Annotated in this window: 16 protein-coding genes and 1 tRNA gene; 8 read left to right on the plus strand and 9 right to left on the minus strand. The window is 65.6% G+C overall.

From position 1 onward, the window contains the following. Positions 1 to 34 precede the first annotated feature (34 nt). Positions 35 to 346, minus strand: a complete 312-nt coding sequence (locus tag ACP8JZ_RS00960; RefSeq protein WP_286320486.1) for a GNAT family protein — start codon at positions 344 to 346, stop codon at positions 35 to 37. A 206-nt stretch (positions 347 to 552) separates the two neighbouring features. Between ACP8JZ_RS00960 and ACP8JZ_RS00965 the strand changes: the two genes are divergently transcribed. Beyond that, positions 553 to 1,836 (plus strand): aspartate kinase, encoded by a 1,284-nt coding sequence (locus tag ACP8JZ_RS00965; RefSeq protein ID WP_306517460.1) that lies wholly within the window; start codon positions 553 to 555, stop codon positions 1,834 to 1,836. 24 nt (positions 1,837 to 1,860) lie between these two features. Further along, a complete protein-coding gene (murJ, locus tag ACP8JZ_RS00970; RefSeq protein WP_484482774.1) occupies positions 1,861 to 3,873 on the plus strand; it encodes a murein biosynthesis integral membrane protein MurJ in 2,013 nt (670 codons plus the stop codon). Positions 3,874 to 4,136: 263 nt separating this feature from the next. Here murJ and ACP8JZ_RS00975 read toward each other — a convergent pair whose 3' ends face one another. The 7 genes from ACP8JZ_RS00975 to ACP8JZ_RS01005 form a co-directional block, all read right to left on the minus strand. Then, a complete protein-coding gene (locus tag ACP8JZ_RS00975; protein ID WP_484482527.1) occupies positions 4,137 to 5,768 on the minus strand; it encodes a polysaccharide deacetylase family protein in 1,632 nt (543 codons plus the stop codon). Between the two features lie 279 nt (positions 5,769 to 6,047). Continuing rightward, positions 6,048 to 7,319, minus strand: coding sequence for an ATP-binding protein (locus ACP8JZ_RS00980; RefSeq protein ID WP_306517463.1), 1,272 nt, complete (start codon positions 7,317 to 7,319; stop codon positions 6,048 to 6,050). Between the two features lie 405 nt (positions 7,320 to 7,724). Beyond that, on the minus strand, positions 7,725 to 8,201 hold the full coding sequence (locus tag ACP8JZ_RS00985; RefSeq protein WP_484482528.1) for a DUF2599 domain-containing protein: 477 nt from the start codon (positions 8,199 to 8,201) through the stop codon (positions 7,725 to 7,727). A 222-nt stretch (positions 8,202 to 8,423) separates the two neighbouring features. Next, positions 8,424 to 8,506: transfer RNA gene (locus tag ACP8JZ_RS00990), tRNA-Leu, on the minus strand. A gap of 96 nt (positions 8,507 to 8,602) precedes the next feature. Next, on the minus strand, positions 8,603 to 9,970 hold the full coding sequence (locus tag ACP8JZ_RS00995) for a cutinase family protein (protein ID WP_484482529.1): 1,368 nt from the start codon (positions 9,968 to 9,970) through the stop codon (positions 8,603 to 8,605). A 126-nt stretch (positions 9,971 to 10,096) separates the two neighbouring features. Then, positions 10,097 to 10,558, minus strand: a complete 462-nt coding sequence (locus ACP8JZ_RS01000) for a YbhB/YbcL family Raf kinase inhibitor-like protein (protein ID WP_023034856.1) — start codon at positions 10,556 to 10,558, stop codon at positions 10,097 to 10,099. 210 nt (positions 10,559 to 10,768) lie between these two features. After that, entirely contained in the window at positions 10,769 to 13,378 is a 2,610-nt protein-coding gene (locus ACP8JZ_RS01005; protein WP_484482530.1) for a DEAD/DEAH box helicase, read from the minus strand. Between the two features lie 53 nt (positions 13,379 to 13,431). Between ACP8JZ_RS01005 and ACP8JZ_RS01010 the strand changes: the two genes are divergently transcribed. The 6 genes from ACP8JZ_RS01010 (at position 13,432) to ACP8JZ_RS01035 (ending at position 20,726) form a co-directional block, all read left to right on the plus strand. After that, on the plus strand, positions 13,432 to 14,100 hold the full coding sequence (locus tag ACP8JZ_RS01010; RefSeq protein WP_484482531.1) for a bifunctional 4-hydroxy-2-oxoglutarate aldolase/2-dehydro-3-deoxy-phosphogluconate aldolase: 669 nt from the start codon (positions 13,432 to 13,434) through the stop codon (positions 14,098 to 14,100). Positions 14,101 to 14,305: 205 nt separating this feature from the next. Next, complete coding sequence (locus ACP8JZ_RS01015; protein WP_484482414.1) at positions 14,306 to 15,613, plus strand: ISL3 family transposase; 1,308 nt, start codon at positions 14,306 to 14,308, stop codon at positions 15,611 to 15,613. 162 nt (positions 15,614 to 15,775) lie between these two features. After that, complete coding sequence (gene pgi, locus ACP8JZ_RS01020; RefSeq protein WP_484482532.1) at positions 15,776 to 17,458, plus strand: glucose-6-phosphate isomerase; 1,683 nt, start codon at positions 15,776 to 15,778, stop codon at positions 17,456 to 17,458. Next, positions 17,455 to 18,147 (plus strand): SanA/YdcF family protein, encoded by a 693-nt coding sequence (locus ACP8JZ_RS01025; RefSeq protein WP_484482533.1) that lies wholly within the window; start codon positions 17,455 to 17,457, stop codon positions 18,145 to 18,147. Before pgi ends, ACP8JZ_RS01025 begins: the two co-directional genes overlap by 4 nt. Positions 18,148 to 18,396: 249 nt before the next feature. Continuing rightward, the gene (locus tag ACP8JZ_RS01030; protein ID WP_323458052.1) at positions 18,397 to 19,098 is read left to right on the plus strand and encodes an ATP-binding cassette domain-containing protein; all 702 of its coding nucleotides are present in this window, start codon (positions 18,397 to 18,399) and stop codon (positions 19,096 to 19,098) included. After that, the gene (locus ACP8JZ_RS01035; protein WP_323457374.1) at positions 19,098 to 20,726 is read left to right on the plus strand and encodes a hypothetical protein; all 1,629 of its coding nucleotides are present in this window, start codon (positions 19,098 to 19,100) and stop codon (positions 20,724 to 20,726) included. The genes ACP8JZ_RS01030 and ACP8JZ_RS01035 overlap by 1 nt, the downstream gene beginning before the upstream one ends. Before the next feature lie 23 nt (positions 20,727 to 20,749). Here the strand turns inward: ACP8JZ_RS01035 and ACP8JZ_RS01040 are convergent, their stop codons facing one another. After that, positions 20,750 to 21,571, minus strand: coding sequence for an aldo/keto reductase (locus ACP8JZ_RS01040; protein WP_286320513.1), 822 nt, complete (start codon positions 21,569 to 21,571; stop codon positions 20,750 to 20,752). Between the last annotated feature and the right edge of the window lie 171 nt (positions 21,572 to 21,742).

Below are 21,742 nucleotides of genomic sequence, written 5' to 3' on the forward strand. Positions count from 1 at the left end.
TGCCGGGAAGGACACGGCGGCTCCCGTGGCGCGCTCAGGACTGGTAGTACATCTCGGTGTAGTCGGGGTGGGAGAGCAGCCAGTCGACGACCCGTGGTGAGGAGGCATGCACCTTCGACCCCTCCGAGCGCAGCTGGGTGAGCACACGTTCCATGAGGAATGTGTGCAGGTGCTCGGTGAGGCTGGGGTGGATCAGCACCACCACCAGACCCACGAGGCCCGGGCGCAGCTGTTGACAGGTGATCTGGGCGGTGATCCGTCCGTCGACCATGAGGAAGAAGTCACCGGTGCGATCGCCGTTGACGGCGTGTCTGCCCCGCTGCCACGTCACTGAGAACTCAGGCATGGGGAACTCCTACCAACGGTGCTCATGGGGACACTTTAAGTGAGCTGGCCGACGCTCGAGGCCAGTTCGGCCAAACTGCTCACGATGCCGACACCCTGCGTGGGAGAACACGATTCTGCCCGTCAATATCCGTGCTGGGCGAGGTGGTTCCCGTCTCATCCGTCAGGAGAGGTTAAACTGCAGTGTCCGCACATGCAGGAGGAGCGATGACGCGAGTCGTCCAGAAATTTGGCGGGTCCTCGGTCGCCGACGCCGAATCCATCAAGAGGGTTGCCCGAAGGATCGCGGCCACCAAACAGGCCGGGAACGAGGTTGTCGTCGTCATTTCGGCCATGGGAGACACCACCGATGATCTCATGGACCTGGCCCTCGACGTGTCCCCACAGCCGGCTCCCCGTGAGCTCGACATGCTGTTGACCACCGGGGAACGTCAATCGGCAGCACTGCTGGCCATGGCCCTGTCCGACATCGGGGTGCCGGCCCGCAGCTACACCGGCTCCCAGGCCGGGGTCATCACGACTGCTGCCCACGGCAATGCCCGTATCATCGACCTCACCCCGGGTCGCATCGTCAAGTCCCTGGACGAGGGGGACGTCGTCATCGTGGCCGGGTTCCAGGGCGTCTCCCAGACGACCAAGGACGTCACCACCTTGGGCCGTGGGGCCTCCGACACGACGGCAGTGGCCCTCGCGTCGGCCTTGGACGCCGACTACTGCGAGATCTACAGTGACGTGGACGGCGTCTTCACCGCCGATCCACGTATCGCTCCCGGTGCTCGCCGCATCCCGCGGATCTCGTACGAGGAAATGCTGGAGATGGCAGCCTGCGGAGCGAAGATCCTGCATCTGCGCTGCGTCGAGTACGCGCGGCGGGAGAATGTGCCGATCCACGTGCGGTCGTCGTTCTCACACAAACCGGGAACCTGGGTCTGTGATCCGGATTTCGCCAAGGAACACGAGGAGATGCCAGGCATGGAGGAAGCCATCATCTCGGGGGTCGCCCACGACCGCTCCGAGGCCAAGATCACCATTGCCGGCATCCCGGACTCCGTCGGACGTGCTGCGCGTATCTTCGAGACCATCGCCGATGCCGGTATCAACATCGACATGATCGTCCAGAACGTCTCGCAGGTGATGAACGGACGCACCGACATCACCTTCACCCTGCCCATGAGCGATTCACGCAAGGCGATTGAGGCGCTGCGTCGTCTGCAGGGGGAACTGGGATTCGAGGACCTGCTCTACGACGACCAGATCGGTGAGGTGTCGATCGTCGGTGTGGGCATGCGCTCCCATCCCGGTGTGACGGGCACATTCTTCCGTGCCATGGCCAGTGAGGGAATCAACCTGCAGATGATCTCCACCTCCGAGATCCGTATCTCCATCGTCGTGTCCGCCGATCAGGTGGACGACGCCGTACGTGCGGCCCACACCGCTTTCGGGCTGGATGCTGAAGGTGAGGCCGTCGTCTACGCGGGCACGGGTCGCTGATCCATGTCTGACAAGGTGGGAGGAATGCCCAGCGGCAAGCTCTCCCCGGCGAATCGCCGTGGATCGGCAGACCAGGCCTCAGACGAGGTGGACGTCTACGATCTGCTCCACGTACCCGATTCGCTGTCCCCACCCGACGTCTACGACTTCCTCGACGTCGATGCGACGATGCTGGGCACCGGTGTCGCGGCACGAGTGCGCCAGCGTGAGAGACAGGATCGACGCGCCCGCCCTCGTCCACACCGAACAGCTCGTCGCGCAGGCGTCGAATCCGGTTCGACGGCCACTGGCCGCGCTGCGAAAGGACACCCTCGGACCACTGATGATGGGCTGGTTGGGGAGGAACCAACCGTCACGGACTTGACTGAGGAGTCCGAGGCCGTCGATGCGGCGGCTGGTGGTGCAGCAGGGGTCGCGGGTGAGACGGCTGCCACACCTGCCGAACCCTCCATCCGACGAGCCAGTGTGGTCATGGCGGCCGGCACCATGGTGTCGCGGGTGCTGGGATTCGTGCGCACCTTCCTGCTGACGGCCGTCGCCGGTGGTACGTCATTGGCCCTGGACGCCTTCCAAGCCGCCAACACCCTGCCCAACGTCATTTTCATCCTGCTGTCGGCAGGAGTGCTCAACGCCATCCTCATCCCCCAGATCACCAAGGCGATGAAACAACCTGATGGGGGCCAGGACTTCGTCGACCGACTGCTCACCGCCTCCTTCGGGGTGGTCCTCATCGTGGCGGTGCTCGCCACGGTGACCTCCCCGTGGCTGCTCGACCTGTACTTCTCGGCGTCGGGAGCGACCCGTCAGTTGACGGTGCTGTTCGGGTTCATCGTCATGCCGCAGATCTTCTTCTACGGTCTGTACGCGATTCTGGGTCAGGTGCTCAATGCCCGCAGCCAGTTCGCGGCGTTCATGTGGAGCCCGGTACTGGCCAACCTCATCCAGATCGCCGGTCTGGTGTGGTTCCTCGTGCAGTGGGGGTCCCACCCCGACCCGGCCACCTGGACCGGTGAGATGGTCTGGGTGCTGGCCGGGTTCACCACCCTGGGCATTGCCGTGCAGGGGCTGTTCCTCATCATCCCACTGCGACGTGGGGGGTTCCGTTGGCGGCCGAGGTTCGGGCTGCGTGGCCATGGGCTCGGTGCCGCGGCGCGCATCACGGTGTGGACGTTCAGTGCCCTGCTCGTCTCCCAGCTGGTGGGTATCCTCACCAAGCGCCTGTTGTCGTGGGTGCGGCTGCGGCACCCGGAGGTGTCGGGCTCGGTGGCGGCCTATGACAATGCCTTCCTCGTCTTCATGCTGCCGCACAGCTTCATCACGACGTCGATCCTCACGGCGTTGTTTCCCCAGATGAGTCAGGCCTTCGCCGACGGGGATGAACCGCGGATGCGTCGTCTGGTGCGCAAGGGACTCTCGGCTCCGGCGCTGCTCATCATCCCGTGCAGCCTGGCCATGGTCGTCCTGGCCAGACCGGGGGTGCAGACCATCTTCCGGCTGCAACCCAGCCAGGTCGACGTGCTCGCCTGGGCCGTGGCCATCATGGGGCTGGGGCTGCTCCCATTCGGCGTCTCCACCCTGCAGCAACGCTACTGCTTCGCCCGGGAGGACGGACGGCTCAACTTCCGTATGCAGTTGGTGTTGTCGGGGGCTCAGCTCATGTGCCTGCTGGCCGTGTTCATCGCTCCGGCGAACACGGCGCTGCTCATCGTGGCGGCCGCCCAGACCATTGCCAACACCATCGTGTCGATCGTGTGGGTGCGTGTCGCCTCTCGTCAGATGAATGGGCTGGGCATGATCTCGGTCATCGACCAGTGGCTGCGTCTGCTCGGGGCGTCGGTGCTCGCGGCAGTGCCGACCTGGTTCATCGTCAAGCTCTTCGGGATGCTTGGTAGCCGGTGGCTCCTCAATGCTGCGGCGACGATCGTCGGTGGGGTGGCCTTCGTCGGAATCTTCGTGTTGGCGTCCAAGCTCTTCCGGATCTCCGAGGTCACCGACGCCGTGGCCGGCCTGGGACGGAAACTGCACGTGGTCAGATAGTCCTGCACGTCATGGCAGGCAGACGCCCGCCTGCTGCGTGCCGTGCTCCTGCTGGCTGTGAGGCTCGCCCGCCCTTCCGAGGCTCAGAGTCTTTTCCGAGGTTCAAGGGGCTGTGCCACGGGCGCGCCACACCTTCGGCAGAACGCGTGGCGGTGGTGCGAAGGCACATCCTCCTGCACCGCCGCCCACACGGTCTCCGGTGTCTGGTCCGGCACACACTGTCTCTGGTACCAGCACGGCACATCCCCTGCGCCGTGGGGACTTCAGCCCTTGCAGAGGTACCCGTCCTGCACCAGGGCGTTGCCGCGGCAGTAGCCATGACCAGCCTGCACTCCGCCGGTGTTGAGGGTGAGTTCGGAGACGGTCACCAGTTGGTAGCCGCGCCTGGTGAGGTTCGGGACGGCTGTGGCACTGGCGTCGATGGCGGCGTCGTGGATGTCGTGCATGAGGGTGATCGGCCCGGTGTAGATGCTGACGTCCTTGCTGATCTTGTCCAAGGTCTTCGGTGCCGAGTGCGTCTGCCAGTCGTTGGTGTCAATGCTCCAGTTGATGACTGCCATGTTGTTGTCGGTGATGACCTTGTCGGCGGTGTCGTTGTGATCGCCATAGGGCGGGCGCAGCAGCATGGGGCGTCGCCCGGTGAGTTTGGCCAGCCGGCCGGAGTTGCCACCCACCTCGGTCTTGAGCGTCTGGGTGCTCAGGGTCGCCAGGTCGGGATGGGTCGAGGAGTGGTTGCCGATCTCGAATCCGGACGCAGCGACCAGGCGTGTGGTGTCTGGGGCGGCGTCGATGGAATTGCCCATCTCGAAGAACGTGGCGGCAGCCTTCTGCTTCTCGAAGGTCTTCAGGAGCTCGCCGGTGCGCTTGCCAGGGCCGTCGTCATAGGTGAGTGCCACGCACTGCTGGGCGATGCAGTCGACGCCCACGGCAGTTGAGGGGTGCTTGTCGTCCTTGACCGGGGGTGCGGCGATGGCGGTGGAGGTGGTTGAGGGGGCGGTGGGCTGCTTGCTGGGCCTGGCCTGGGCGGCAGCAGCGTCCTTGCCGGCAGTGGAGTCACCGGGCAGCGGGTGCAGGTTGGGGGAGGACTGCGGGGCAGGACGGTCGTTGGCTGGCTTCCACCACGTCTTGCGGGCATCGGGGGTGCCTGAGAAGGTCGAGGGGTGCAATGATGCCCCCTGGGCTTTGACCCCCAGGTCGGAGAGCACTGGATCCACCTTGTCCTTGGGCACCAGGAGCGTCTTCTGTTCCTTGTCCAACACCCCGGCGGGGAACGCCACCAACAGTTCACCCTCCGAGCCGAACGACATCGCAGGGCCGGTGCCGTAGGGGGCTGGTGATTCCTGGAGGGCAGCCAGGGCCTTGGCCTTGTCGACGGAGGCGTCGTCGGCAGCTTGGCCGACGGCGTTGCGGAACTTGGCCCATCCGGGCCACGAGATGAGGACGCTGGGGGAGAAGGTCTGGCCGTAGTTGGCGTCGTACCACAGCGTGGTGTCGAATGTGTGCGGCTTGGGCCCCTCGATCGTCGTCGAGATCTTGACTCCGAGGATCTGTGCCGATGAGGCGACGAAGGACGACGTCTGCGTCACCTTTGTCGCCGAGTCCCACTGGGCCTGGCGCAGGCTCCGCTCCCGAACGACCTCGATGGCCTGGGAGAGGTTGCGGGCCGGAGCGATCTGGGGCACCTTGACGTCGATGCTTCGTGGCGTGGTGAATGTCGAGTGTGTGCTCGTGACCCCGTTGACGAGGCTGTCCTTGACGACGATCGGCGTGGCCTTGGCTGCTGGGGAGTCGTCAGACTTGTTCGAACCCGACGACCCCCCGCTGCAGGCTGACAGCGGAAGGAGGACAATCATCCCCGCAGCGAGTGCGCGGGTGAGTTTTCGGCACGAGGTCACGAATGACAGGGTATGTCACCGGCTGGGCAGAATCGACGGGAACACTGCAGTTCAAGAGAATCTCAGCAATTTTTTCAATGCGAGTGTGACGTTTATGTGCCGCGCTGCCGGCGTGTGGCGCGAGTGCCGGCCGGCTGGCTGTGTCCCCCGGATTTTTCGTGGCAGTCCTGAGAAGATCCTCAACATTGTCCTGGCAACGGGTGGCAGAGCGAATCAGGCAAGTAGCAGGGTTTCTGTCAGGCAAGTAGCAGCATCTGAATCAGGCAGGTAGCAGAAGGATCACAGTCCGAGCAGAACGAGAGGCACCACGCCAATTCCGTCTGGCCTCCGGTACGCCTGTGGGCCGGTGCTGATGACGACGGTATCGAGTAGTTTCGGCCCCAGCTCCTCCTGCAGCCAGTTCAGGTGTTTGACGTCGCGGTCGGTGATGGTTGAGGCAAGCTTCACCTCCAGCGCCAGTATCCGTCCGTCGCGGCGTTCCACGACGAGATCCACCTCATGGTCACCGTTGCGGGTGCGCAGGTGATGGACCTGGCACTCATGGGCCTGGGCAGGCACCCGCACGCACAGGGTGACGAGTGACTCGAAAAGGGATCCAAGCATCGTTCCAGAAGCAGGATCCAGCGGGGTGCCTTCCGCGTTGAGCAGGTTCGACGCATCCAGACCAAGCAGATTCGCAGCCAGTGCCGGGTCGGCCAGATGATGTTTGGGGGAACTTCCCAACCTGTTGAGGACGCTGCCGGAGGGGAACCAGGCGGGAACTGGGTCGAGCAGCCACAGTGAGGCGAGCACCCCGCGGTAGGAATCTGCTGTGGAACGTGCTGGCTTCTGCGCCTGCCCCGGGGTCGCCGCGTCGAGGATCTGGGAGTAGCTCGCCGTGGTCGACGTTGCTGCCGCGTATGCTCTCAGCCAGGCCATCATGGCTTCGGGTCGGCGCACGGCAAATCCTTGTTCCGGGACGTCCTTGTCGACGGCGTTGCGTAGGTAGGAGTCGATTGCGAATCGCCTGGCTCGCTCCCGCATGGTGCGGATCGCCGGAAAGCCTGAGGCGACGATCTCCTCGACGTACTCGGGCAGGCCAAACCGACTGTCTCCCTGCAGCGCAGGCCGACGACCGGTGAGAAGATCGGCAAGACTGACGGTCGGCTCGGTCAGTTGGCGCTCCTGCAGGGTCATCGGGCGCATCCGCAGTCGCCCGATACGTCCAGCTCCTGAGTGCTGACGTGTCTGCTCGTACGGTGTGGCTGATCCTGCCAGGAGGAATTGCCCACCGTGGGGGTCGTCGTCAACGCTGTGTCGAATGACATCCCACACGGCAGGGACGTGTTGCCACTCGTCAACGAGCAGTGGACGGTTGCGAAGCAGGATGGTGGAGGGGTCTGCCTGGGTGACGCTGCGTGTCGCAGGATCGTCAAGACGCAGTGTGCCCTCGGCGCGGTGCTGAGCAGTTGTGGTCTTTCCGACGGCTTTGGGGCCGTCAATGGCGATGGCAGGGACGTCGTCGAAGAGTTCGTCGAGCTCGGTGTCGACGGTGCGTCGAAGGTAGGCCATACGTCGATCATAGGACGACCGACGATCGATCAGGCAGGTAGCAGGGTTTCTGTCAGGCAAACAGCAGCATCTGAATCAGGCAAGTAGCAGGGTCGCAAGGCGCTGGAGCATGAACCCCGTCGGACGGGCAGTGCGGATCACGCCATGCTGTGATCGGCCACGGGGCTGTGCTCAGCCACGGGCAACGTCATTGCTTGGCGTAGCGGCGCCAGCACGGCTGAAGACAGCCACCGGTGATCAGGGTGGCCCCCCAACAGCGCGAGCGGTGTCCACGGTAGGGCAGTGCTGCCCGGTTCCGAGTAGTCGATCATGTCGAGGACGCGGTTCAATGTCGTCAGTGAGCCCCAGGTGATGAGGGCCCCACGATGATGAGGGGCATTCCCATGACCGGATGGCTCAGGGGGTTCATGGGGTCACCGTTCTTTCGCCGCCGGGGTTGCATGCTGCCAGAACCGTTCTGGCATAGCCGACGTCTGGTCGCCACGCCTCAAGATTCCATGGATTCTTCCAGTATCCGACGGTTGCCAGATGGCACACGAGCTGGTCGCGGAACTTTCGGCCGTGCACCGAGGACGGTGACTTGCGTTCGTACTCCTGGTAGACCTTGTCCCCGCTGATCTGGGGGTGCAGCCTCATGGAAGGACGGAATCCCTCCCTGCGAAGGTGGACGTGGGCGCGAAGGCCTTGGTCGGTCTGCTCCACGACGACATGATCGATGACGTTCGTCTCTGCGCCGATTGCCGCATGGCCGGTGTGGCGGGTGGACGACGGTGTGGCTGCTGAAGGAGTGGGGGAAACGGCTGCGTGAGCGGGGGAAACAGATGTGATCGTGGGAGTGACAGCACATGTGGTGACGACTGCCAGGAGAAGCGTCTTCTTCATGGGGTTCCTTTGCTGGCATGGGTGGCACTACGAGCAGGGTAATCGTGCATCCGCCAGTGTGCCGAACAGTGTCACGTGCAGAGACGGGGTGCGGGCACACGCCATCGGCAGGCGTCATCAGTGCCGCTTCGTACCCAGTGCTCGTGACCGGTCGTCCACAGGTCAGCTCGGGTATGGGAAAGCCGGTGACAGAAATTTTCTGTCACCGGCCTGCGATCGCTGTGCGCGAGAGAGGAGTTGAACCTCCACGCCCCGAAGGGCACTGGCACCTGAAGCCAGCGCGTCTGCCATTCCGCCACTCGCGCATCGGGCCCGCAAGAACCCAACTCGAGAAGATTAGCACAAAGATGACTGCGGTGGAAAATCGAGGCAGGACTGCGTCACCGGTACCCGGATTTACGTCACTTGGCTCGTCTCCGACGTCGTCGCCGGTCCCTGTGCGGTCGCCCCCCATGCGGTCGTGCGGGGCGTCGGGTGCCCCGTGGTGGTGTGCCGTGTGTGGTTCCTCGGCGGCGCGCTGCGCGAACTTTCCCTCGGCCCAGGACGGCTCCGATGAGGATCCCCACCAGCACGCCGTCAACGATGGCGAGAATCTGCCACGGCCCCCATACCCTCGGTGGTTCCTGGTCGGCGTGGGGCACCGGCGCGCCCTGGGAGTCTGCGGTGCCGATCGTGTTCATGCGTGCCGCGATGGCGTCGAGGGATTCCGGCATGACGTCGGGGTTGTATCCGTGATGTACCTGCGAGCCCGCTGACAGGGCGTCCTGCCAGGTCTGCTTCATGGTGATGATCTTCTCGACGTAGCCCGATGAGTCGCAGACGATGTCGTCCTTGAGGCACACGGAGTACGTCTGTGGGTACGCCTCCGACGTGATCTGAGGTTGGGCCTCGTCAAGGTCCTTGCGCAGGGCGGCGGTGTCGATGTTGCCGGAGTGCAGGTCGATCGTCGTCTGCACCAAGGACTGCACACGTTCCTGGGGGTCGGAGCCGGCCTGGCGCGCCTGACCACGCAAGTAGTGCAGCAAGGCTGCCATGCCGATGCCGGACAGATCGGCGGTGCCGTCAAGGCTCTGGACGTGCTGGGTGGGGTAGCGGTCCGGGTTGCCCATGAGCAGGGCTCCGGCCAGCCTGTTGGGCACGCTGGTGCGTCCCAGCGCCTCGGTGATGGCCTGGGCACCCTGGGAATAGCCGGCAAGCACCGTCCACTCCTTGGGGCAGCGTCTGCCCTCCGAGTCGAGCAGGTCGGAGAGCTTGTCGGCTCCCTCGGTGGCCGAGTCGAAGTACTTGGTCGACGGGAACTCGTCATCGAGCAACAGGTTGGTGAACGACTCGTCGGCCAGGGTGTGCGGATCGGTGGCAGGGTAGTCCAACCACACCTCGCGCACGCTCCCGTGCCCCTTCCATCTGGCGGCAAGGGCGTCCCGGGCCTTGGACACGGTGGTGCCGTAGGGGGCCTTCTCGCCGGACCCCCGCACCCCGACGAAGAGCAGCGATGCACATGGTTGGCTGCTGGCCTTGGTGGAGGGAACCGGTTTGCCCGCCCACCTGGCGGAGGCAGATGCTCCGGCCTCAGCCTCGCTCGTGCCGGACGACTTCAGCGCGTGGACGGTACCTGGCAGACGGGAGTCGGCTGCCGCCACGCCCACTGACGCGGTGACGTGCGCCCCGGGGGTGAGTGCCGCGTCGGCCTGCGCGGCCGGTGAGCAGAACATCGTCGTGATCATGGCCATGACGACGCCCAACACGCCCCCCGCCCCGCTGCGGTTCATGACTGTCTGCTCATGGCCGATGACTCCTCGTTCTGTTCCTGGCGCTTCCACTGGTCCTGGCGTTCCTGCCGAATTTGGCCGCCCGGCTCTCTGAAAGCCTCGTCGGCCCACTCCGGGCTGAATGGTTCAGCCCTGCTGGAAGGTGCCCATGACCGAGGCGGAGTCCAGGGCGCTGGTGTGGATGGCGAACCTGGCCTGGACGTTGGCAGCCCCCTGCGGAGCCTCGAGGGTCGCGGTGGGCAGGGCGTGGACGGTGAAGACGTAGCGGTGCGCTGGACCTTCCGGCGGGTTGGGGCCACCGTATCCCGGCTCCTGGTAGTCGGAGTCGAACTCGCGCACTCCCTGTGGCAGTGGGCCGCCGGCATCGATGTGGGTGACGTCGGCCGGGATGTCTGCCGCGATCCAGTGCCAGAATCCCGACCCGGTGGGGGCATCGGGGTCGTAGCAGGTGATGGCGTAGGACTTGGTGCCCTCCGGGCCTGGGGTCCAGGAAAGCTCCGGCACGACATTCTCACCGCCGGCCCCGGGATGGGCGTAGCGCAGGGGGATCGCAGCTCCCTGCTCGAACGACGTGGTCTCAAGTTTCATGGTCGCTCCTTCTGGTTGTCGCGTGATGGCTCCAAGTGTCTGGTTCCATTGTGCAACGACGACGAGTCGGGCTGGGGAAGGGTGTGCACGGACGCCTCAGCCGGTCGGACAGGGTTCCGGGCCCATTCGGGGGCCGAGTCCAAGGCGAGCAGGGTCCGGGACCCAATCGACGGGCAAGCCTCAGTGCTCAAGGCGGGCAAGGCCCGGTGCTCAGTCGAGTCGGGTGAAGGCCCGGGTGCGGACGACGAGTTCGCCCGCCTCGTCGCACTCGTCCAGGTCCACGGTGGCAGCGATGGACCAGTCGTGGTCGCCGTCGGGATCGTTGATGATTTGACGCACCGTCCACAGCCGCCCCCTCCTGGACTCCTCGACGACGAAGAATGCCGGGCTGCGGGCGTCCGGTCCGTCGTCGATCTCGTCGAACTCGTCCCAGTAGTCGCCCAGGGCGTCCTCCCAGACGTCGCTCGTCATGGCCGAACCGGTCGGTTCCAGGGCAGCCAGGGCTTCGAAGTCGTCGTCGGCGGCAAGGATCACCCTGCGGAACATGGCATTGCGCACTGCCACCCGGAACGCCCGCGTGTTGGAGGTGAAGGTGTGCACCGGACGTGGCCCCTCCCCGGTCGTGGTTCCGGGCCTGCTCGCGGCTCCGGGAGCGTCGGGGTGGGTGAGGGCCTCCCACTCGTCGATGAGGGAGGAGTCGGTGGAGCGCACGACCTCACCCAGCCACGAGATGACGTCCGCCAGCTCCTCGGTGCGTTCGGACTCTGGGACCGTCTGGCGCAGGGCACGGTAGGCGTCGGTGAGGTAGCGCAGTACGAGCCCCTCAGAACGTTGCACCTTGTAGAACGCGCAGAACTCCCCGAACGTCATGGCCCGTTCGTACATGTCGCGCACCACTGACTTGGGGGCCAGGGCATCGGGGGACACCCACGGGTGGCTCGGTGCGAAGATCTCGAAAAGTGCCTCGAGCATCTCTGCAAGCGGTTGGGGCCACTCCACGTCCTCGACGGCGTCCATGCGATCCTGGTAGTCGTAGCCGTCGGCCTTCATGGCTGCGATCTTCTCGCCGCGGGCATGGCTCTGCTCGGCGTAGAGCACGGCCATGGGGTTGTCCAGGGTGGCCTCGATGACGCTGACGACGTCCATGGCATGGGTGGGCGATTCGGGGTCCAGGGTGGCGATGGCCTCGGCGGCGAACCCCGACAGCGGCTGATTGAGGGCGAAGTCGTCCTGCAGGGCCTCGTTCATGGCGTACTTGCGCCCGCCCGGTGTCGGCTCGGGCAGCCGGTGCACCACCTGGGAGCGCAGCAGACCCGCCCCGATCTGGACACCTCGCCGGTACAGCCGACGTCGCCGCGCCGGGTTGGTGATCGCGGCGTCGATGATGTGCTGGACGGCCGTGACGGTGTCCTCGTCACGTTGCAGCACGTTGAGCACCATCGCGTCGGTGACGCGCATGGTGGCGTGCAGCGTCTCCGGGGTGGAGTTGATGAGTTTGTCGAAGGTCTCCTCGGTGTAGTCGACGTATCCTTCCGGGGGCTTCTTGCGCTGCACCTTGCGTTTCTTCTTCGGGTCGTCGCCGGCCTTGGCCAGGGCCTTCGCATTGGCGACGACGTGCTCGGGGGCTTGGGCGACGACGTATCCGACGGTGTCGAAGCCGGCTCGTCCGGCGCGTCCGGCGATCTGGTGGAACTCGCGAGACTTGAGCACCCGGTTCTTGTGGCCGTCGAATTTCGTCAGCGCGGTGAACATGACGGTGCGAATGGGCACATTGATGCCCACCCCCAGGGTGTCCGTGCCGCAGATCACCTTGAGCAGGCCGCGTTGGGCCAGCGATTCCACGAGGCGACGGTACTTGGGCAGCATTCCGGCGTGGTGCACGCCGATACCAGCGGTGAGGTACTTGCGGATCGTCGTGCCGAAGCCTCGTGAGAACGGGAATCCCTTGAGCTCATCGGCGATCTGGTGGCGTTCCTCGGTGGACAGCAGTTTGATCGAGGTGAGCGACTGGGCGCGTTCCACGGCCTGCTTCTGGGAGGGGTGGACGATGTAGATCGGCGCCTTGCCGTCCTCGACGAGGTCGGCGATGGTGTCGTGGTCGGCCTTCATCGACCATTCGTACATCAGCGGTACCGGACGAGTTGCTCCTGAGACCACCGCGACGTCACGGCCGGTCTGCTCCTCGAGCGTGGTCGTGAGCCAGCTGACGTCTCCCAGGGTGGCACTCATGATGATCATCTGGGCCTGGGGAAGTTCGGAGAGGGGCACCTGCCAGGCCCAGCCGCGATCCGGGTCGGCGATGAAGTGGAACTCGTCCATGATCACCTGGTCCACCTGGGCGTGTGATCCCTCGCGCAGCGCGATGTTCGCCAGGATCTCCGCGGTGCAGCAGATGATGGGGGCGGACGCGTTGACCGAGGCGTCACCGGTGACCATCCCCACGTTCTGCGCCCCGAACATCTCGCACAGGGCGAAGAACTTCTCCGAGACGAGGGCCTTGATCGGGGCGGTGTAGTACGTGCGCCCGCCTCCGCCGACGCAGGCGAACTGGCAGGCCGCGGCGATGAGCGACTTGCCGGAGCCGGTCGGGGTGGTGACGACGACGTGCGCCCCGGTGAGCATCTGGTAGATGGCCTCCTCCTGGTGCTCGTACAGGCTCAGCCCATCCTTGGCGACGGCTCGCTCGATGTGGTCGATGACCATGTCGGGATCGATGGGGCGCGCCCCCGGCCACTGCCAGTCTCGCGGCCGCTCGGCGCGGTCGTCGGTGACGGGTTCCCGGCCATCGATGAGGTCTTCCAGGGCATCTTCCAGTCGCACGTCGTCCTCCACTGATCGGGGACTCCAACCTATCGAACTGGCATGATGTTCACATGATCAACGATCCTGCCCAGCCCGGTGACGCCCGCCTCGAGTTTCCTGCCGAGGTTGCCCGGGGGCGGCTCATCGCGGTACTGCCCTCAGCGCCGGCGAGCAATCTCATGGCCCCGGTCGAGGTGATGATCCAGGAGAGGGTTCGTGCGTTCAGCCTGCCGGTGCACGACGTCGAGCTGCGCCGAGCACTGCTGCCGATCTTCGGAGCCCGTGCGTGTTTCGGGGTGCATGGCCACCTCGAGGCGCAGGAGGCGGCCGAACTGGCTGACGACGGGCAGTGCCGGGTGGGTTTCGTGCTGGGAAGTGGTCTGGACGACGAGACCATCGCCAGTCTGCACGAGGCTGGCGTCCCGGTGGCCGACGATGCCCTCACCCCCGGTGAGGTACGGCACACCTGGGCACGTGGTCTTGACGCCGTCCAGGTGATACCGGCGGACATGGCCTCGGCCTCCTACGGGCAGACACTGGGCGAGCTCGCGCCGGGGGTCCCTGTCATAGCCCGTGGCGGTGTCGGCAGCTACGCCGTACGACGATGGCTGGAGTCTGGGGCGTTGGCGGTCTGTGGTGACGACTCCCTCGTCGGCGACGTCGCCGAGGACGCCAACATGAATGCGCTGCGGGAACGCTGCCGGGGGTTGCGCGCCGTCGTCGACGACGTCGAGGCGTGATCGTCTCCCGAGCGGCCCCGGGATCCTCTCGTTCCGTCGTCACACTCACCGTGAAAGTGGCTCTTCAGGATCCAGGGTGTAGTTGTGACTTGACTGTGTGAGAGTCTGCTGTAGTTGGCCTGTGAGGCCGGGGTGCGTGGGGGGAGGACCCTGCGCGAGGATCGGAGTGTCTTAAGTCCCGTCCTCGTGAATCGCAAGGTCCTCCATGAACCACGCTACCTTCGGCGCCCCCGACCTGACCACATTCGCCCGTCTGGACGAACTCGGCCTGGAGGTCACCGGCCAGCTGATCAGTGACGAGGAGACGGTCCTGGCCTGCCGGGTCGTCGAGACTGACGACTGGTGCCACCGGTGCGGATGCCAGGGGATCCCACGTGACACGGTGGTCAGGCGCCTGGCCCATACCCCGATGGGCCACCGGCCCACGATCCTTCAGATACGGGTACGCCGGTACCGGTGCACCGGCTGCGGACACGTGTGGCGCCAGAACACTGACCAGGCCGCCGAGGCGAGGGCGAAACTGTCGCGGGGCGGGCTGGCCTGGGCGCTGGAGGGCCTGGTGCTCGATCACCTTCCGGTCTCCCGTATCGCCGCTGGTCTGGGGGTGGACTGGACCACCGCCAACGATGCGGTGCTGGCCGAGGGCACCCGCCGGCTCATCGACGACCCGCACCGCTTCGAGGGCGTGGAGGTCATCGGGGTCGACGAGCACGTGTGGCGCCACACCAGCCGTGGTGACAAGTACGTCACCGTGATCATCGACCTGACACCGCTTCGCGACGGCACCGGGGCCTCCCGGCTGCTCGACATGGTGGCGGGACGTTCCAAGAAGGTGTTCAAGACCTGGCTGGCCGGCCGCGACCAGGCCTGGCGCGACCGCATCCAGATCGTGGCGATGGACGGGTTCACCGGCTTCAAGACCGCAGCCGCCGAAGAACTCCCGGCCGCGGTCGAGGTCATGGACCCCTTTCACGTGGTCCAGCTCGCCGGCGACGGCTTGGACCAGGCCCGCACCCGGGTCCAGCAGGACACCACGGGCCACCGGGGCCGGGCGGGCGACCCCCTCTACGGGGTCAGGCTGACTCTGCACACGGGCCGGGACCTGCTCACCGACCGTCAGGCCGCACGCCTGGAACAGGTGTTCGCCGCCGACGCCCACGCCCCGGTCCAGGTCACCTGGGCGGTCTACCAGGAGATCGTGGCCGCCTACCGCGCCGAGAACCGTGCCGAGGGACGGGAGATCATGGCCCACCTCATCGACGCGATCGCCACCAAAGCCCCGAAGGCCCTGCCCGAAGTGGTCACCCTGGGCCACACTCTCAAGAAGAGAGCCGCCGACATTCTGGCCTACTTCGACCACCCCGGGACCTCGAACGGGCCTAGTGAGGCCATCAACGGCAGACTCGAACACCTCCGCGGCATCGCCCTGGGCTTCCGCAACGAGGTCCACTACCGACTCCGAAGCCTCCTGGAGACCGGAGGATTCAGACCCCGACTACACCTTGGATCCTGAAGAGCCGTGAAAGTTCCCTGACAGTTCGAGCACACACGGCACTCCCACTCCCGTCGCCACGCTCGTCGTCCTCTCCGGAACATGACTGCTCCCAGACCTCTGCGTGGAAGGTTGTGTGACGGCAGACCACATCGGGTCCACCGACCAACTACGCTGGGTGCCATGCAGACACCGGTTGATGCCACCAACACTCCTGCCTGGGCCACACTTGCCCACCTCCAGTCCACCCTCATCGATGGTCCGCACGTCATGCGTCGGTGGTTCGAAGCCGACCCGGCGCGTGCCGAACGGTTCAGCCTGGACGCCGTCGACCTGCACGTCGACCTGTCCAAGAACCTGCTCACCGACGAGGTGCGTGACGCCCTGCTCGAGCTCGCCGAACAGACCAACGTCGCGGCCCGCCGCGACGCCATGTACTCCGGGGAGCACATCAACGTCACCGAGGACCGTGCCGTCCTGCACACCGCCCTGCGCCGGCCCCGCACCGACACGCTCACCGTGGACGGCCAGGACGCCATCGCCGACGTCCACGAGACCCTCGACAAGATCTACGACTTCGCGGGCAAGGTACGTTCCGGGCAGTGGAAAGGCGTCACCGGCAAGCCGATCCGCACCGTCGTCAACGTTGGCATCGGTGGTTCCGACCTGGGCCCCGTGATGGCCTACGAAGCACTCAAGCCCTACGTCAAGGACGGCCTGGAGTGCCGTTTCATCTCCAACATCGACCCGACGGATGCCGCCGTCAAGACCGCTGATCTCGACCCTGAGACCACGCTGGTCATCATCGCCTCCAAGACCTTCACCACCTTGGAGACCCTCACCAATGCCCGCTGCGTGCGCGCCTGGCTGCTTGATGGTTTGGTCGCCGCCGGTGCCATCGACGACACCGACGAGGCGCGCTCCCAGGCCGTCGCCAAGCATTTCGTCGCCGTGTCCACCGCCTTGGACAAGGTGGCCGAGTTCGGCATCGACCCGGTCAACGCCTTCGGCTTCTGGAGTTGGGTCGGCGGACGCTACTCGGTCGACTCGGCCGTCGGCACCTCGCTGGCCGTGGCCATCGGGCCGAAGGGATTCGAGGACTTCCTGGCCGGGTTCCACGCCATGGACGAGCACTTCGCCACCGCCGAGCCGGCCCGGAACGTCCCACTGCTCATGGGCCTGCTCAACGTCTGGTACACGAACTTCCTCGGTGCCCACTCCCACGCGGTGCTGCCCTACGCCCAGTACCTGCACCGCTTTCCGGCCTACCTGCAGCAGCTCACCATGGAGTCCAACGGCAAGTCGGTGCGCTGGGACGGCAGCCCCGTCACCTCCGACACCGGCGAGATCTTCTGGGGTGAGCCCGGCACCAACGGCCAGCACGCCTTCTACCAGCTCATCCACCAGGGCACTCGCCTCATCCCGGCCGACTTCATCGCGGTGGCCAACCCGGCCCACCCCACCACCGACGGCGAGACCGACGTCCACGAGCTGTTCCTCAGCAACTTCTTCGCCCAGACCGCAGCCCTGGCCTTCGGCAAGACGGCCGACGAGGTGCGTGCCGAGGGCACGGCCGAGGAGATCGTGCCGGCACGGGTGTTCGCCGGAGACCGTCCGACGACGTCGATCATGGCCGACGAACTCTCCCCGAAGGTGCTCGGCGAGCTCATCGCCCTGTACGAGCACATCACCTTCGTCCAGGGTGTCGTCTGGGGCATTGACTCCTTCGATCAGTGGGGTGTGGAGCTCGGCAAGAAGCTCGCCCTGCAGATCGCCCCGGCGGTCAGCGGTGACGAGAAGGCCCTGGCCACCCAGGACCCGTCCACCCAGGGTCTGGTGACGTGGTATCGCGAGCACCGCGGATGAGGCGCTCAGCCCGGTCGCGAGGGCACCACTGGAGCAGGACGGTGGGGCGATTCCTCATCTGGGCGGGGCTCGCTGCCGTCGTCGTGGTGCTGCTGGTGCCGTGGGGCATCACGGCTGCGCTCAGTCATGGCCGGGTCCACCCCGTCGACCAGACGCCGCCACGTGACGTCACCATCGTCTTCGGGGCGCAGGTGCTGCCCTCCGGTGAGCCCTCGCAGTACCTGCGTGCCCGTCTGGACCTGGCCGCCGACCTGTACCGGGCGGGCCGCACGAAGGTGATCCTCGTGTCGGGGGATGGCCAGTCGCCGTACTATGACGAACCCACCGCGATGCGCCGCTACCTCGTCAAGGAGCGAGGGATTCCCCAGCAGGCCATCGTGCGCGACGAGGCGGGTCTGCACTCCTACGACACCTGCGTACGCGCCCGGAAGGTGTTTGGGGTGAATTCGGCCACCGTCATCAGTCAGGACTACCACGAGCCACGCATCGTGACGACGTGCCGGATGGTCGGGGTGGACGCCCACGGTGTGTCGGACGTCTCCCAGGTTCATGACTCGGTGTGGCGCAAGGGGTGGCTGCGCGAGTTCGGTTCCCGCGCCAAGATGATGTGGGACGTCACCACTCGACGAGACCCCATCCTCGGCCCACCGGACGGCTCGGTGCACACCGCCGTGAAACGCCACGGGTGACGTCTGCAGACACCGGGGCAGCGCAGCCAGACCTGTGTGAGGTGGGGATCCCAGTGTGGTGTCGGGGCTGAGACCACGAGTCGGCACCGGACCTGGCGGTACTGGGCTTCCACCTCATCACCCAACCCGATGATTCCTTGGTATCGGCAAGGACCGGGACACGCAGGGGCTCGTGTTCGGAGGCAAGCTCGGTATGGGATATCCTCTATCCGCCAATCATGACGAAAGTCGTCCGATCGGGAATTTCTCATGCCACATTTGACCGTTTCCCACCTCACCGTCTCGTACGGCAGAACTTGCGCTGTCGATGACGTGTCGTGGTCGCTGGGCCCCGGATTCCATGCGCTCCTGGGGCCCAATGGTGCCGGGAAAACCTCTCTTCTGACAGCCTTGGCGACGCTCGTCCGACCGACCAAGGGGACGATCAGCCTCGATGGTCGTGAGGGAAAGGACATCCGGTCATTCCTGGGCTACTGTCCTCAGGACAATCTCGGGAAGTCCTCCTTCACCGTTGCCCAACATCTGGAGTACATGTGTTGGCTTCGCAAGATACCGTCGGCCGACACCAATGCTGAGGTGGCGAGGATCCTGTCCATCATCGATCTGGAGGATCGCGCCGGACAACGCATTCGCGCCCTGTCCGGTGGTATGCGGCGACGCGTCGCCATCGGTTCGGCCCTCGTCGGGGATCCCGCCCTCGTCGTCCTCGACGAGCCGTCGGCCGGTCTCGACATTGGTCAGCGTGAGGCCCTCACCAAGATTCTGGGTGCGGTGGCCGGCCACGCCATCACGATTGTCTCCACCCACCTGGTCGAGGACATCATCGATCACGCCCAGACCATCACCGTCATGAACTCCGGACGATTCGTCTTCGACGGGTCGTGTGGGGACTTCTCGGACACGCGATCCCTTGACGCCGTGCGTCGTACATATCTGAGGCTGGTCGCCTGATGCGAGGTGTCCTTCTGTGGCTGCGGCACCATCATGTTCCCCAGTGCGTGGTGGTGGCGGTCATCGGCACGCTGGTCTGCGGATTCCTCACCTCATCGGACGCCTTCATCGCCGACGTTGCTCCTTTGTGGTGTGCAGCCTTGGCGACCATCCCCATGTTGTTCGTCGTCATCGGTGAGGACGACATGGATCGCACCTCTTCGCGATCCCTGGCAGCCAGGCGTGGTGTCCTCGTGGCCGTGGGGGCCGCGGTCATCATCTGCCTGGCCGTGGCCTGCTACCCCGATGGGGGAGAATTCGGCATGGAGACCATGCTGCGTGACAGCTTGGCCCTCGCCGGGCTGGGGGCGGCAAGCACCGTCTTCCTCCCGGTGACAGCCATCTGGGCCGTTCCCCTCCTGGTGGCCTTTGCATCATCGCTGTTCGCATGGCCCCTGGACCCGACCATCATGCACGGGGTGTGGGGCTTTCTGCGTGCGCCGTCCGGGTGGCAGCTCACGCCGGGAGTACCGAATCTGGCATGGCTGGTCAGCGCCGTCATCGGGATCGGCGGGATCGCGCTGGGTGTGTTCCGGCGATCCGATTCATCATCAGGTGCTCGCCAAGGCTCGAGGCACTGCGCCCCCGGTGGCTTGGCCCGTGGTCTGCGTCGGGCTCGGCTGTTCTGGCCGGTCATGGCCTTCAACGCCGTGGTCGTGGTATGGATGCTGTTCTCCGCGTTGCCCTTCTGGGGCGGAAGCGTTCGCCTGCTGCTGGCGTCCATTGCCGGTAGCGCCCCGTTCATCTATCTGACGTGTGCCGCAATCTCCGGGGCAGTTGCCTCGCAGGTTCGGTGGCGTACCGGAGTCGTCGTGTGGGAGCGCGTCTCGCCACGGGGCCCCACCGCACTGTTCTGGCGTTCCACGGGGGCTGCCATGATCCCCTGCATCATCGGGGTGCTGGTGGCAGTCGGCATCGCTGCCGGCGTGGCAGTGGGTGGTATGGCCCACGACGGGGTACCGGTTGCAATCATTGGACGCGAGATCGGTGCAGGGCTCGGGTCCCTCGCCCTCATCCTGGTGTCAGTGGCGGTGACATGCGGGTGCGCGGCGACACTCGGATGGTTCCTGTCCGGGCCGTGGGTCGCCCCAGTGGCTGCCGTCCTCGCCCTGGGACTGGCCCTCGGCCTCCCCAAACCGGTACAGCCGGTCGGAACCGACCACATTCGAGAATACGGATACACGGTATGCACCGACACTCGGTACACCCGTGTGTGTACGTCGGCACCGAACAGCGGTTACCTGCCGGCAGCTGCGGCAATGATCGGTGAGATCTATGCCGAGTCGGACCACCCCGAGGCGCTTCCCCGACGCGTCGTCGTCACCGATGGGCAGTACATGGGGATGCACGCCGTCCCGGAGACTCCTGCGACCATTCCGGTGACAGGGCTTGCCGTCTCGCGCGCCGTCACCGCACCGGAAACCCTTTCGTCATTCGACACCAGGGATTCCTTGGCCTACTCCATGCACGACTGGTGCCCAGGAACCGACCTCGGCGACGTCCAGACCCTTCTGGGGATCAACAGTCCCGACACTGAGTCTGCGACCATGCCGACGACGCTGCGGGCCCTCGGCCGCTGCCGGGGCTGAGTTGCGGCCCCGGCAGGGCAGGATCAGAAGTCTGCGGTGTCCGGGTGCCCACCCAGCCGATTGCCTGCGTCGACGCCGTTGATGGCCTGGACCTGGGCGTCGGTGAGTTCGACGTTCGCGGAGGCGAGGTTCTGCTCGATGCGTGCGGGGGTCACCGACTTGGGGATGACGATGTTGCCGATCTGCAGGTGCCAGCGGATGATCACCTGGGCCGGGGCCACGCCCAGCTCATCGGCGATCTTCGTGATCGTCGCGTCCTGCAGGTCCTTTGACTGGCCCAGCGGACTCCATGCCTCGGGGGTGATGGAACGCTTGGCCAACTCGTCTCGCAGCTCGGCCTGGTTGAAGGTGGGGTGCATCTCCACCTGATCGACCACCGGGGCCTCACCCTCCAGATGGTCCAGGTGCTCCGGCTGGAAGTTCGAGACGCCGATGGAGCGCGTCAGCTCCTCCGACTTGAACTCCTGCAGGGCGTTCCATGCCTTGACGTAGGCATCGCCGTACTTGACGGGGGCCGGCCAGTGGATGAGGTACAGGTCGACGTGATCCAGGCCGAGCTTCTCTAGGCTCGTCTCGATGGCCTTGCGGGCGTTCTCGGGCTCGTGGGCGTCGTTCCACAGCTTGGTGGTGACGAAGAGCTCGTCACGGGAGATGCCGGAGCTGGCGATGGCCCGCCCGACGCCTTCCTCGTTGCCATAGATGGCGGCGGTGTCGATGTGGCGGTAGCCCGCCTGAAGGGCGCTGGACACGGCCTTCTCGGCCTCGTCGTTCGACACCTGCCAGGTGCCGAATCCCAGCTGGGGGATGGTGGTGCCGTCATTGAGGGTGATGGTGGGAACGCTCATGGATCCTCCTCGTGGGTCGGTGATCGCGTGCGTGGTCGCTCACAGGTGACAACGTGAGATCGGTCTTTCCTGTTCCCCGCCGGTGACATTGACCCAGCCTTCCACCTGGTTGACACGCTGCCGCTATCCCACGACTGTGACGGTGACGGGACATCGTGGGAGAATGCAGTC

The sequence above is a fragment of the Cutibacterium sp. LaCa_286 genome, assembly GCF_057198075.1.